Source organism: Onishia niordana, assembly GCF_004798965.1.
Classification (GTDB): Bacteria; Pseudomonadota; Gammaproteobacteria; order Pseudomonadales; family Halomonadaceae; genus Onishia; species Onishia niordana.
Genome location: NZ_SDSD01000002.1, coordinates 184,048 through 198,511 on the forward strand (window position 1 = coordinate 184,048; position 14,464 = coordinate 198,511).

The following is a 14,464-nucleotide window of genomic DNA, read 5'->3' on the forward strand; positions in this document are numbered from 1 at the left end:
ACGTGAGTGACAGGGTGGAGCGCTTAACTGAACGCTTGCAACGGACGTTGCTTCCTTAAAGAACACCCTATCAGCCGGGGCGCATGGCTCGCGCCAACATGTCGTTCACTGGCTTGAACAGGTAACTGGCGAAGGTCCGCTCGCCGCCCTGCAGGCGAACCTCGGCCGGCATGCCCGAGCGCAGCGATAGATCCGCTGGCAGCGTTGCCAACGCCTTGGGCTTGAGCAAAATTCGCACCTTGTAGTAATGCTCCCCGCTGGCCTCGTCCTCGAAGCTGTCGGCAGAAACACGCTGCACCTCGCCTTCCACCAGCGGCGACTGGCGGCGATTGAAGGCTGTGAAGCGCACCTCCGCCGGCTGCCCGATCTTCACATGATCGATGTCTCGGTCGGTGACACGGGCTTTGACGACGAAGTCTTGACCGACTGGCACGATGTCGAGAACTCGCATGCCAGGGTCGAGCACCGCACCGCGAGTGTGCACGGCAAGCCCCACCACACGACCCGCGGCTGGTGCCGAAATATTCAAGCGACGCTGCTGGTCACGCAACATGGCCAGACGCTCTTTCGCGTCGGCGACCTGATGCTGAACCTCGCGGAGCTGATCGCTGACCGTTTCCTGGTGCTTTTGCTCGCGGACCTCTTTCTGCAGGACATACTCGCCGACCTTCGAGCGTAGACGGGCAATATCGGCACGATGCTCGTCGAGCTCGCCCTGATAGCGCAGAATGTCGCGCTGCATCTCGTGCAGGCGCTGATTGTCGCCGAAGCCGTCCTGGTACAGCGAGCCAAGTGCCTTTACATCTTTTCGTAGCGACGCAAGCTGCTGCTCGGTTGCATCGATCAAGGCCTCATGCCCCTCGATCTGGCGGCGGCGCTGTGCAATTTGTTCGTCTAGCGCGTCCAGTGCGCTCTGAAGTCGCAGTCGTCGCGCCAAGAACAGCTGACGCTGAACGATCAGTACCTGAGTGAGGCGCCGATCCTCCTGATCAAGTAAGGCGGGTGGATAGTTCAAGCGCTGCTGGTCGGCCTGCTCGGCCTGCAAGCGCACCTGCGTGGCACGATTGACCCAGTACTGCATGCGGGCAATCTCAAGCTCACCGTCGATACGGGTGGAATCAAGGGTGATCAAGGTATCGCCTCGCTCGACAAGCTCTCCATCGGCGACCGCGATACGCTCGACGATGCCCCCCTCGAGGTGCTGAACGGTCTTCTTGAAGGAGGCGGCGGTCACCCGTCCCGGCGCCATGACCGCCACGGCCAGATCGGCCGATACCGCCCAACCACCGAAGCCAACCAGCAACAGCAGCAGGATCCCGATCCCGATACCGCGATGTCGGCGGTCACCTATCGGCGGGCCCTCATCGTGAATGTCGGTCGCAGTGGCGGTGACGTTGGCACCCAGTGATGCTTTTTCTGCATCCGGCGATGACCCCGTGGACATGTTCATGTCTGCGCCTCCCCGGCCATGCTCGCCAACACCCGCTCTCGGGGACCAAACAGACGTACCTGGCCCTGTTCCATCAACAATAAGCTATCGACCTCCTTCAATACGCCAGTACGGTGACTGATCACCAAAAGAGTCACCCCCTCGCGCTTCAATTCTTGCATCGCCGTCGTCAGCGCTTTTTCACCCTGGTGATCGAGATTGGAATTAGGCTCGTCGAGGACGACCAGAGACGGATCGTTATACAGGGCGCGAGCCAGCCCGATGCGCTGTCGCTGTCCGGCGGATAAGACACCCCCTTTCGGGGTTAGCAAGGTGTCATAGCCTTCGGGTAAATGAAGAATCATCTCATGAACACCGGCCCGTTTGGCCGCGACTACCACCTTGTCGGCATCCAACGCCTCGAAGCGGGCAATGTTATCGCCAACGCTGCCCTCAAAGAGTTCGATATCCTGTGGCAGGTAGCCGAGGTAGGGGCCCAGCGATTCGCGCTGCCATTGGGTGATCTCCGCGCCATCGAGGCGCATACTTCCGTGACGGGCCGGCCAGATACCTAGCAACACGCGGGCCAGTGTCGACTTACCAGCGGCACTGGCACCAATGATGCCGACATGCTCGCCGGCGGCAATGGCGATGTTGACGCCTCTTATGACCGGCCGCTCCTGGGTCGGCGGTCCCGCGGAGACGCTCTTGAGGGCCAGCTCGCCCCGCGGGGGTGGCAACGCCATCCGCTCTTCATTATCCGGCACTTCTTGAAAGAGCGCCTCGAGACGTCGATAAGCAGCACGCGCCGCGACCACGCTTTTCCAGCTGCCGATAGCCTGATCGATCGGCGCCAAGGCACGTCCCATCAGTAGCGAACCGGCAATCATCATGCCGGGGGTGATCTGCTCGTTGAGTACCAGCAGCGCGCCCAGACCGAGAATCAGCGATTGGGCAGCCAGACGCAGGGTTCTGGTTAGGCTGAATAGCAGACCGGCACGATCACTGGCCTTTGACTGCTTGGCCAAATAGCGCCGATGTTGCCGGGCCCAGCGCCTGCGGATGCCTGCCAGCATGCCCATGGCATGTAGCACCTCGGCATTGCGCAGATTGCTGGCGGCAAGTTCTCGAGACTCAGCCTGGTCACGGCTGGCATCGTCGAGAAGCTGTCGAGTGACCTTCTCGTTGATCACCGCCAGCGCGAGCAGCAACACCCCCGCGACAGCGGCAAAGCTACCAAACCATGGATGAAAAAGGGTCAGCACGATCAGGTAGACAGGCACCCAGACGGCGTCAAAGAAGACCAGCAGCCCTCCCCCCGCCAGCGCCTGACGTAACGTTGCCAAGTCATCTAGGGGCCAGGCGCCATGACGTCCCGACAGGTTTAGGTCCCGCCAGAACATATCGCCATGTAGGCGATCATGCAGTTGCATATCGAAACGGTTACCGAGCCGTACCAGAACGCGGCTACGAACCCATTCCAGCGCCCCCATGATGCAGAAAGAGAAAACGACCAGTAGCGTCATTACCACAAGTGTCGCCTCGCTGCCTGTGGTAATAACGCGGTCGTACACCTGCAGCATGTATAAAGCAGGTGTCAGCATCAGCAGGTTAATGAAAAGACTAAAAAAGCAGGCCCAACGCAGGGAGTGACGACAGCTTTCTAAAGCCTCACCGAGCACGGTTCGCGATTCAACTGCCATGCGATAAGGCTCCCAGCACTGCTGCCATAAAAGGATAAAATGTTTTAATACTTATTGGTAAATGACCAAAAACTAAATTGCTATATGGCAAAAAATTCATGCTCCTCATTGACCCACTCATCTGCTTATACAACACTTTTTTGGTCTCTATCCTACTTCTTCGCATCGCACGATATCGGCCAATAATGCGCACTTTCAACCGGAAGAAAGTGTCCTCAAATGGCAACAACATAGGCACTAATTTTAGACATTTAGCCCATAAAGCCACCCATTATCGTCAGTAAGTACTGTCGCCTTTTAAAGACACAGGAGAGACACAAATCATGAGTTCGTACATTGATGTCGGCAACGATACCAGTGCCGAGGAATTGCAGACGTTGATCAATGAAGCCGAAGCCGGATCGACCCTAAGGCTTGCCGCCGGTACCTTCGAGTTTGATGACGCCATCACCATCGAGCGTTCCGATATTTCTCTGATCGGAGCAGGTTCCGAACAGACGACTGTCCGTTTCAATGATGAAGCGCTGGAGCGTAATGACGATCATGCCATCCATCTGAATGGCACAGAAAATACCGACCAAGGCGAGCTGGAGTCAGCGATGAGCGAGGGCGATCAGAGCCTTGCGCTGGATCGCGACCATGACCTCCAGGTCGGCGACACCATACGCCTCTCTCAGGACAACGACGACGCTTTCTTCGATGAAATCGGCGATACGTCCTGGCGCAAGGTCGAACATGCCGACTTGCGTACCAGCATGGCCAAGGTGGCGTCTGTCGATGGCGACAGCGTCACGCTCGATCGCGGTGTACATTTTGATTTTGAGGGAGGTAAGACGCAGGTCGAACGGCTCTCAACGGTCAACGATGTCAGCCTTGGAGGCTTCAGCGTTGAGTTCGACTTGGGCACAGCCGAGGCCGGCGACTTCGACAGTCCTATGCATGAACTGACCGGCTACCATGCCGTGTCCCTTGAGGGTACCGTCGATGCACAACTGAACGACATCACGGTCAACGATGGCCCGTCGCATGCGTTCTATTTCTCCAAGACGTTAGACACGAACGTCGAGGATATCGCCGCACATGGAGCCATCAACAAGGGCAGCGGCGGCAATGGTTACGCCTTTGAGCTGCATGAGAGCTACAACGGCAGCTTCAGTGGACTCGAGGACACTGGCATGCGCCATGGCCTGGTGTTCGCCTCCTGGCGCTCCTCTGTGGGCAACGACGTCGAGGTCGCCTATACCGATCGCGACGTCAATTTCCACGGTGGGCGCGACCATGATAATAGCGTACGGGTCCTTGAATCCGTGCGTGACCCCGATGCCGACACCATGTCCCCTGCCGTGTGGACCAACTCGGGTGGCGAGAGCTTCGGCGCCATCACCGATGCCGAGGCCAATGATGTGATCTTCGACTATATGGTCGGTTCACGTCGCAGCGATGACGTACAAGGCTCCGATGATGGTGTCTATCTTAACGGCAACCTGGGCGATGACACCCTGACCGGTGGCGCCGGCAATGACATCCTCCAAGGCGGACCGGGAGACGACTGGATCGATGGCACCGATCGACTCGATGGCGGTGATGGCATCGACACGGCACGTTATGTCGGTGACTATGCCGACCATCAGGTGGCCCTCAACGCCAAAGGCGCTGAGATCACTGGCAAAGGCAGCCACGATAGCCTCACCAATATGGAATTCGCCGTCTTCGGCGATGGCAGCACCCTTCATATGGCATCGGGTAATGTCTTCTCGGGCGAGCCGCTCGCAACCCCTGATGCTTCATCAATCCTGAATGGCGACGCTGAGCTACCAGGGCTGGTCGAGGACGGCACCGAGCTGTTGGCGACCAGCAATACCACCAGCAGCTGGTCATCGGGCTATGTCGCCGAGGTCTTCATCGAGAACGTCTCCGATGATGAGATCGTTAACCCCGAGGTACAATTCGACCTCTCCGCGGATATCGATACGCTGTGGAACGGCAGCCTGACCGAGGACGACGGCACTTACCGCGTGGAAGACAACTCCGACAACACCCTTGCCCCCGGCGAGGCCTGGCGCTTTTCCTTCAAGGCCTATGGAGACGACCAGTCGCTGCCCGACGAGATGACTGCCAGTAACGATAATGGCAACGGCATCGACGTACAGCTACTGGGCATGGCCGACCAGGTTGATGACCTAGCGGGTTGACCCTCGGCAAAAAAAAGGGCACCCCGCGGGGTGCCCTTTGTGCCATGAGGCAGATCGCTGGCTTACCAGCCAGTGGCCTGCTTCAGCGCATCGCCGATCTCGGCCAGGGAGCGTACGGTCTTGACGCCCGCTGATTCCAGGGCACCGAACTTTTCGTCAGCCGTGCCCTTGCCGCCGGAGATGATGGCACCGGCATGGCCCATACGCTTACCCGGAGGCGCGGTCACGCCCGCGATGTAGGCGACTACCGGCTTGGACACGTTGGCCTTGATGTAGGCCGCGGCTTCTTCCTCGGCGGTGCCGCCGATCTCGCCGATCATGACGATCGCCTCGGTCTGCGGGTCCTGCTCGAACATCTCGAGGATGTCGATGAAGTTGGAGCCCGGGATCGGGTCACCGCCGATACCGACGCAGCTCGACTGGCCGAAGCCATGATCGGTGGTCTGCTTGACGGCTTCGTAGGTCAGGGTGCCGGAACGCGACACGATACCGACCTTGCCCGGCTGATGGATATGGCCCGGCATGATGCCGATCTTGCTTTCACCCGGTGTGATAACACCCGGGCAGTTCGGACCGATCAGGCGCACGCCCAGCTCGTCGCACTTGACCTTGGCATCCAGCATATCGAGCGTCGGGATGCCTTCGGTGATGCAGACAATCAGCTTGATGCCACCGTTGGCCGCCTCGAGGATGGAGTCCTTGCAGAACGCCGCCGGCACATAGATCACGGACGCTTCTGCGCCGGTCTCGGCAACGGCTTCCTTGACGGTATTGAATACCGGCAGGCCCAGGTGTTCCTGGCCACCCTTGCCCGGGGTCACGCCGCCGACCATCTGGGTACCGTAGGCGATGGCCTGTTCGGAGTGGAAGGTTCCCTGGCCACCGGTGAAGCCCTGGCAGATGACCTTGGTGTTCTTATCGATCAGGATACTCATTACTTGCCCTCCGCTGCCTTGACGACCTGCTGTGCCGCGTCAGTCAGGCTGGTAGCAGCGATGATGTTCAGACCGCTGGACGCCAGTTTTTCGGCACCCAGCTCGGCGTTGTTGCCTTCCAGACGCACCACGACCGGCACGTTGACGCCGACCTGCTCGACGGCACCGATGATGCCCTCGGCGATCATGTCGCAACGCACGATACCGCCGAAGATGTTGACCAGCACGGCCTTGACGTTGTCGTCGGAGAGGATGATCTTGAACGCTTCCGCGACGCGTTCCTTGGTGGCGCCACCGCCCACGTCAAGGAAGTTGGCCGGATTACCGCCGTTCAGATTGACGATATCCATGGTACCCATGGCCAGACCAGCGCCATTGACCATGCAGCCGATGTTGCCGTCGAGGGCTACGTAGTTCAGCTCCCAGGCCGCCGCTTCGGCTTCACGCTCGTCTTCTTGAGACGGGTCCTGCATGGCCTGCAGGTCCGGGTGGCGATAGAGGGCATTGCCATCCAGGCCGATCTTGGCGTCGAGGCAGTGCAGATTGCCTTCGCCGGTGATCACCAGCGGGTTGATCTCGAGCAGGGCGAGATCCTTGTCGTGGAACAGCTTCGACAGGCCCAGGAAGATCTTGGTGAACTGCTTGATCTGTTCCTTGTTAAGGCCCAGCGCGAAACCGAGTTCGCGTGCCTGGTACGGCTGAGCGCCGACCAGCGGGTCGATCTCGGCCTTGAGAATCTTCTCGGGCGTTTCCTCGGCGACCTTTTCGATCTCCACACCACCTTCGGTGGAGGCCATGAACACCACGCGACGGGTGGTGCGATCGACGACGGCGCCCAAGTACAGCTCATTGGCGATGTCGGTGCAGTTCTCGACCAGAATCTTGGCGACCGGCTGGCCGTGCTCGTCGGTCTGGAAGGTCACCAGTTTCTTGCCCAGCCACTGCTCGGCAAACGCCTTGGCCTCTTCCGGACTCTGGATCAGCTTGACGCCGCCGGCCTTGCCGCGGCCACCAGCGTGCACCTGGGCCTTGACGACCCATTTGTCACCACCGATCTTGTTGCAAGCTTCTGCAGCTTCTTCCGGGGTATCCACGGCGAAGCCCTTGGATACCGGCAGACCATAATCGGCAAACAGCTGTTTGCCCTGATACTCGTGAAGATTCATCGTGTCATGCCATTGGTTGCATTTGACTCGAACGATGATCGTGACACGCCACCGTTGTAGCGTGCCAAGTCATCCCCGTTCGCCCCGAACCGGTCGGAGCATGGCGCCGCTCTATTAGGCGGCGCTCGTTGTTCGACGACTTACTTGCGCTTCTTGCGATTGGCCATGTGGATCGCGTGACCATCGACCGCCAGCGCGGCTTCGTGCACGGCTTCCGACATGGTCGGGTGTGCATAGCAGGTCAGCGCCAGATCCTCGGCGCTGGAGCCGAATTCCATGGCGATCACGCCCTGGGCGATCATCTCGCCGGCGTGCTGACCGACGATATGCATGCCCAGTACGCGGTCGGTCTCGGCGTCGGTAATCACCTTGGCCATGCCTTCGGTGGCATTGTTGGCCATGGCGCGACCACTGGCCGCGAACGGGAAGGAGCCGGACTTGACCTCGATGCCGGCCGCCTTGGCTTCCTGCTCGTTCATGCCCACCCAGGCCACTTCCGGGAAGGTATAGATCACGCTCGGGATGGCATCGTAGTTCATCTCGGCCTTATGACCGGCGACGATGTCGGCGACCATGATGCCTTCCTCAGACGCCTTGTGAGCGAGCATCGGGCCGCGCACCACATCACCGATCGCGTAGACGCCCGGCACGCTGGTACGGCACTGATCATCGACGAAGATGAAGCCACGCTCATCGAGCTTGACCCCGGCATCGTCGCCCAGCAGGCCCTGGGTATAAGGACGACGGCCGACGCAGACGATCAGCTTGTCGAAGGTGATCTCCTTGTCGCCCTCGCTGTCGGCGTACTTGACGACGACCTCGTTGTCCTTGATGTCCGAGCCAGTGACTCGGGCGCCCAGTTTGATGTCCAGCCCCTGCTTCTTGAGCAGTTTCTGGGTCTCCTTGGCGACAGCCTGGTCGACCATCGGCAGGAAGCTGTCCATGGCCTCGAGAACAGTGACTTCGGAACCCAGACGGCTCCACACACTGCCAAGCTCGAGACCGATGACGCCAGCGCCGATCACGCCGAGTCGCTTGGGGGTCTCCTCGAACTCGAGTGCGCCGGTGGAATCGACCACCAGGCCTTCGGTAAGCGGGGTCGGCGGAATCTCGACCGGCACGGAGCCAGAAGCAATGACGATGTTGTCGGCTTCATAGACGACCTTCTCGCCATCCTTGCTGACCTCGACCTCCTTGCCGGACAACACCTTGCCGGCGCCTTCCAGGGCGGTCACACCGTTGGCCTTGAACAGACCCGCGATGCCGCCGGTCAGGTTCTTCACGATCTTGTCCTTGCGGGCCATCATCTTCGTGACGTCCATGGTGACGTCGCCCGCCTGGATGCCCATGTCGTCGAAGTCGTGCTGCGCTTCAACGAACTTGTGTGAAGCTTCGAGCAGTGCCTTGGACGGGATACAGCCCACGTTCAGGCAGGTGCCGCCGTGCACGGTCTTGCCTTCCTTGTCGATCCACTTCTCGACGCAGGCAGTTTTCAGACCCAGCTGGGCGGCACGAATGGCGGCGACATAGCCGCCGGGGCCCGCACCAATGACGATCAGATCGAATTTATCGGCCATGCTTTCCTTCCTGTTTTCAGTTCGCTGGAATCGTTGGCGTCACGCTGGCTCAAACGTCGAGCAGCAGGCGTGCCGGATCCTCGAGCAGTTCCTTCATGGTGACCAGGAACTGGACCGCATCCTTGCCATCGATCATGCGGTGGTCGTATGACACGGCGAGGTACATCATCGGACGAATCTCGACCTTGCCATTCACCGCCATCGGACGTTCCTGAATCTTGTGCATGCCAAGAATCGCAGTCTGCGGCGGATTCAGGATCGGAGTCGACATCAGCGAACCGAAGATACCGCCGTTGGTAATGGTAAAGGTACCGCCCTGCATTTCGTCGATGCCGAGCTTACCAGCACGGGCTCGCTTGCCGAAGTCGACGATGGTTTTCTCGACATCCGCAATTTTCATGCTGTCGGTGTCACGCAGCACCGGCACGACCAGGCCACGGTCGGTGGACACGGCTACACCGATATCCTGATAACCGTGGTAGACGATGTCGCCGCCGTCGATGGACGCATTGACGTCCGGAAAGCGCTTGAGCGCCTCGGAAGCCGCCTTGACGAAGAAGCCCATGAAACCAAGCTTGGTGTCGTGAGCCTTGAGGAAGGTGTCCTTGTACTGGGCCCGCAGGTCCATCACGGCGCCCATGTCCACCTCGTTATAGGTGGTTAGCATGGCCGCGGTCTGCTGGGCCTCGACCAGGCGCTTGGCGATAGTCTTGCGCAGGCGGCTCATCGGCACACGCTTCTCAGGACGCTCACCCTCGGCAACAGGCGCCGCGGCCGCAGCAGGCGCTGCAGCACTGGTCGGCGCCGCCTTGGACTTCTGGGCGGCGCCTTCCTTGACGGCCTTCTGAACGTCTTCCTTCAGTACGCGACCGCCCTTGCCGGTGCCTTCTATCTTGGCCACGTCAAGGTCATGCTCAGCGACCATCTTGCGCGCCGCCGGGGCAAGGATCTTGTCGCCGACTTTCTCGTCGCCACCTTGATCGTCGCCGCTGCCCTGCGAAGCAGACGCCTCGGCCTTGTCGGGCGCGGCATCGCCGCCAGCGCCTTCGGCGAAGCTTGCCAGCACCGCCTCGGACTCGACCTGAGCGCCTTCCTCGGCCTTGATCTCGGCAAGTGCGCCGTCAGCGGGTGCAACAACCTCGAGCACCACCTTGTCGGTCTCGATATCGACCAGCACTTCGTCGCGCTTGACCGCTTCACCGACTTTCTTGTGCCAGGTCGCAACCGTGCCTTCCTGAATGGACTCCGGGAAGGTCGGCGCCTTGACGTCATGGGTCTTGCCAGAAGCTTCGGCCTTCGGCGCCGACTGGGCGTCGCTCTTTTCAGCGGCCTTATCGTCGGCGTTCTCCTCGGCCTTGGGCTCACTCTTCGCTTCGCCTGCAGCGCCGAGAGTACCCAACACCTGCTCGGAAGTGACGGTATCGCCCTCTTCGGCCTTGATCTCGGAAAGCGTACCGGCTTCGGGTGCTACGACCTCGAGCACCACCTTGTCGGTCTCGATTTCGACAATCAGTTCGTCACGCTCGACGCTGTCACCCGGCTTCTTGTGCCAAGCAGCGACGCTGCCCTCGGCAACAGATTCCGGAAAGGTTGGCGCTTTGATCTCGGTAGCCATTGAATTTCCCTTATGAGTTCTCTCTCGTCCGATGGGGATACCTTCAAAGGTTGAAGGCGTCATCCACCAGTTGGCGCTGCTGTTCTACGTGCACGGACATGTAACCGGCGGCTGGCGCCGCAGAGGCGGGACGACCCGCAAATTTCAGGTCGCGTCCCATGCCATCGCGCAACATGTCTGCTACTACCCGCAGGTGATGCTGGCTTTGATACCAGGCGCCCTGGTTGAGCGGTTCTTCCTGACACCAGACAATCTGCTCGAGATTTGGATACGCCTTGAGGGCCTCTTGCAGTTCTTCCTTGGGGAAGGGATAGACCTGCTCAATGCGAACCACCGCGGTGTCTTCACGCTCATTCTCGGCGCGATAGGTGGCGAGGTCATAATAGACCTTGCCGGAACACAGCACCGCCCGCTTGACCTTCTCGGCCTCGAGATTCCCTTGGTCGGGCAGTACCATCTGGAACTTGCCGTGAGCCAGTTCCTCTAGCGTGGACGTCGCTTCCTTGTGGCGCAGCAAGCTCTTCGGCGACATGACCACCAGCGGCTTACGCAGCGGACGAATCACCTGACGGCGCAACAGATGGAAGATCTGTGCCGGCGTCGTCGGTACGCAGACCTGCATGTTGTGCTCGGCACACAGCTGCAGGAAACGTTCGAGGCGCGCGGAAGAGTGCTCGGGCCCCTGCCCCTCATAGCCGTGAGGCAGCAGCATGGTCAGACCGCACAACCGCGCCCACTTGGTTTCACCGGAGGAGATGAACTGGTCCACCACCACCTGGGCGCCGTTGAAGAAGTCCCCGAACTGGGCCTCCCAGATATCAAGCGCGTTGGGCATGGTGGTGGAATAGCCATATTCAAAGGCCAGCACGGCTTCTTCCGACAGGTAAGAATCGTGGATAGTGAAGCGCGGCTGGTCCTCGGCAATATGCTCGAGCGGCACGTACGTGCTGCCGTCCTTCTGGTTGTGCACCACCGCATGGCGGTGGGAGAAGGTGCCGCGTCCGCTGTCCTGGCCAGTGATACGAATCGGGTGCCCCTGATCGAGCAGCGTGGCGTAGGCCAGGGTCTCGGCAAAGCCCCAGTTCAGCGCCATGCCGCCGGCCACCATCTTGCGCCGGTCCTCGTAGATCTTGGCGACCTGACGCTGGACCTGAATACCGTCCGGCACTTCACACATCTTGGTAGCGAGCTGCTGCATGCGCTTCATGTCGACGGTGGTATCGGCATCGCCGGTCCACTCATGGCCGAGATACGGCGCCCAATCGACGAACAGAGAGGTGTTCGGCTCCTTGACCAGGGCGTTGGCCACATGATTGCCGGCCATCAGATCGTCCCGATACTTTTCCATCTGCGCTTTGGCATCGTCTTCGCCAATCACGCCCTCATCAACCAAACGCTTGATGAAATGCGTTCGCGCCGACGGATGATCCTTGATCTTGCTGTACATCATCGGCTGGGTGCCGGAGGGTTCGTCGGCCTCGTTGTGGCCACGACGGCGATAGCACACGAGGTCAATGACCACGTCACGCTTGAACTGATGGCGATAGTCGATCGCCACCTGGGTCGCGTGCAGCACCGCGTCGGGGTCATCGCCGTTGACGTGGAAGATCGGCGCCTGAACCATCTTGGCGATATCGGTACAGTACTCGGTGGAGCGTGTATCGCCAGGGTGGGAGGTCGTAAAGCCCACCTGGTTATTGATCACGATGTGCACCGTGCCACCCGTTTTATAGGCACGGGTCTGTGACATCTGGAAGGTTTCCATAACCACGCCCTGGCCGGCGAAGGCGGCGTCACCATGGATACTGATCGGCAGCACCATGCTGCCATCGGCGTCATCACGACGATCCTGACGAGCACGAACCGAACCTTCGACCACCGGAGAGACGATCTCCAGATGCGACGGGTTGAACGCCAGCGCCAGGTGAACTTCACCTCCCGGCGTCATCACGTTCGAGCTGAACCCCTGGTGATACTTGACGTCACCTGAGCCTTGAGAGATCACCTTCTTGCCGTCGAATTCCTCGATCAGATCGGAGGGAGCCTTGCCCAGAATATTAACCAGCAGATTGAGACGACCACGGTGCGCCATACCAATGACGACTTCCTTGGTGCCGTAGCCACCGGCCCGCTGGATGATCTCGTCCATCATCGGGATGAAGCTTTCGCCACCTTCGAGGCCGAAGCGCTTGGTACCCGGATACTTGGATGCCAGATAACTTTCCAGACCCTCGGCTGCCGTCAGACGCTCGAGGACATGCTTGCGCACGTCCGGGCTGAACTTGGGCTTGGAGCGCACCGACTCGAAACGCTGCTGCAGCCAGCGCTTCTCTTCGGTGTCGACGATGTGCATGATCTCGCAGCCGATGGAGCGACAGTAGGTCTGCTCCAGCGCATCGACAATCTCCTTGAGCGGCGCCTTATCCTTGCCCAGGAAGAACGAGCCGGTCTGGAATTCTGTATCCAGATCGGCCTCGGTCAACTGGTGGAAGGACAGCTCAAGATCAGGTACCGGCACCTGACTACGCAGCTTCAGCGGGTCGATATCGGCCTTCTGATGCCCGCGAAAGCGATACGCATTGATCAGCTGGAGAACCTTGACCTGCTTTTTGCTCTCACCACTGTCGACGCTCGCGGTGGCCTGAGCACTACGCCGGGACTGGCCAAGCTGGTAGAACTGGTCGCGAATCGGGCTGAGCGGAATGTCTTGGGAGGGACTGCCATCCGGGCGGGGCAATTGATCAAAGTAATTGCGCCACTCGTCGGGGACAGCATTTGGATCGACGAGGTACTGTTCATATAGCGCTTCCACATAGTGAGCGTTGCCGCCACTGATATGAGATGTGCGCCACATCAACTCCATTATGCCTTCTTGCATGTCTCGGTCACCCTACACTGATGGGGTGTTATCGGCGCCATATACGGCATCGCCGCATCGGCGTGACTGTTGCCCTGCCGGTTGGGCTTGTGTCCTATCCGGCGGGCTTCGGCATGAACCGAAAGCCCAGGTCTCGATCGCCAAGAGCCGGTGCACTAGGCACCGGCTCTTGGCGACGGGGCCGGCTCAGGTGTGGCAAAACGCCACATCCTGATATGGGAGCCCATGATAGCAAGACGAGCGCGACGATTTAAGTAGCATTCGCCAGCAGCATCTCGCGGATCTTGCCAATCGCCCGTGTCGGGTTGAGGCCCTTCGGGCAAACTGCCACGCAGTTCATGATCCCGCGGCAGCGGAAGACGCTGAACGGATCCTCAAGCTCAGCGAGACGTTCACTGGTCGCTTCGTCGCGCGAGTCGGCCAGGAAGCGATAAGACTGCAGCAGACCGGCCGGACCGACGAACTTGTCAGGATTCCACCAGAACGACGGGCAGGACGTCGAGCAGCAGGCGCACAGGATGCACTCGTACAGGCCGTCGAGCTTGTCGCGATCTTCCGGCGACTGAAGACGCTCGATAGCAGGCTCGGGATTATCGTTCTGCAGATACGGCTGAATGCGCTCGTACTGCTTGTAGAACAGCGCCATGTCGACAACTAGGTCACGGATGACCGGCAGCCCAGGCAGCGGACGTAGTGTCAGCTTACCGCCCTTGACCACTTCAGAAAGCGGCGTGATGCAGGCCAGGCCGTTCTTGCCGTTCATGTTCATGCCGTCGGAGCCACAGACCCCTTCACGGCAGCTGCGACGATAAGCCATGGAGCTGTCCTGCTCCTTGATCATGGCCAGGACATTCAGAACCATTACATCGCGGCCCTGAGTGTCCACCTGAAACTCCTGCATGTAGGGCGCGGAGTCGGTTTCCGGGTTGTAGCGGTAGACGGATACCTGAAGCATGGACATCGTGGACC

Annotated in this window: 9 protein-coding genes; 1 reads left to right on the forward strand and 8 read right to left on the reverse strand. The window is 59.9% G+C overall.

The window, feature by feature from the left end; translation table 11 throughout:
* Positions 1-70: 70 nt before the first annotated feature.
* Both ETC27_RS04925 and ETC27_RS04930 read right to left on the reverse strand, forming a co-directional pair.
* Entirely contained in the window at positions 71-1,450 is a 1,380-nt protein-coding gene (locus ETC27_RS04925; protein ID WP_240724803.1) for an HlyD family type I secretion periplasmic adaptor subunit, read from the reverse strand.
* Positions 1,447-3,132, reverse strand: coding sequence for a type I secretion system permease/ATPase (locus ETC27_RS04930; protein WP_136253895.1), 1,686 nt, complete (start codon positions 3,130-3,132; stop codon positions 1,447-1,449). Before ETC27_RS04930 ends, ETC27_RS04925 begins: the two co-directional genes overlap by 4 nt.
* A gap of 323 nt (positions 3,133-3,455) precedes the next feature.
* On the opposite strand from ETC27_RS04930, the gene ETC27_RS04935 reads away from it, so the two are divergent.
* Positions 3,456-5,324, forward strand: coding sequence for a cellulose binding domain-containing protein (locus ETC27_RS04935; RefSeq protein WP_136253896.1), 1,869 nt, complete (start codon positions 3,456-3,458; stop codon positions 5,322-5,324).
* 62 nt (positions 5,325-5,386) lie between these two features.
* Here the strand turns inward: ETC27_RS04935 and sucD are convergent, their stop codons facing one another.
* From sucD to ETC27_RS04965, 6 genes are all read right to left on the reverse strand, one after another.
* A complete protein-coding gene (gene sucD / locus ETC27_RS04940; RefSeq protein ID WP_136253897.1) occupies positions 5,387-6,259 on the reverse strand; it encodes a succinate--CoA ligase subunit alpha in 873 nt (290 codons plus the stop codon).
* Positions 6,259-7,425 carry an ADP-forming succinate--CoA ligase subunit beta gene (gene sucC / locus ETC27_RS04945; protein ID WP_136253898.1) on the reverse strand — a complete coding sequence of 389 codons (1,167 nt, stop codon included), beginning with the start codon at positions 7,423-7,425 and terminating at the stop codon, positions 6,259-6,261. Before sucC ends, sucD begins: the two co-directional genes overlap by 1 nt.
* Positions 7,426-7,565: 140 nt before the next feature.
* Positions 7,566-9,002, reverse strand: coding sequence for a dihydrolipoyl dehydrogenase (lpdA, locus tag ETC27_RS04950; RefSeq protein WP_136253899.1), 1,437 nt, complete (start codon positions 9,000-9,002; stop codon positions 7,566-7,568).
* A gap of 49 nt (positions 9,003-9,051) precedes the next feature.
* Complete coding sequence (gene odhB, locus ETC27_RS04955; protein ID WP_136253900.1) at positions 9,052-10,617, reverse strand: 2-oxoglutarate dehydrogenase complex dihydrolipoyllysine-residue succinyltransferase; 1,566 nt, start codon at positions 10,615-10,617, stop codon at positions 9,052-9,054.
* Positions 10,618-10,660: 43 nt separating this feature from the next.
* Positions 10,661-13,495 (reverse strand): 2-oxoglutarate dehydrogenase E1 component, encoded by a 2,835-nt coding sequence (locus ETC27_RS04960; protein ID WP_136253901.1) that lies wholly within the window; start codon positions 13,493-13,495, stop codon positions 10,661-10,663.
* 250 nt (positions 13,496-13,745) lie between these two features.
* The gene (locus ETC27_RS04965; protein ID WP_136253902.1) at positions 13,746-14,456 is read right to left on the reverse strand and encodes a succinate dehydrogenase iron-sulfur subunit; all 711 of its coding nucleotides are present in this window, start codon (positions 14,454-14,456) and stop codon (positions 13,746-13,748) included.
* Between the last annotated feature and the right edge of the window lie 8 nt (positions 14,457-14,464).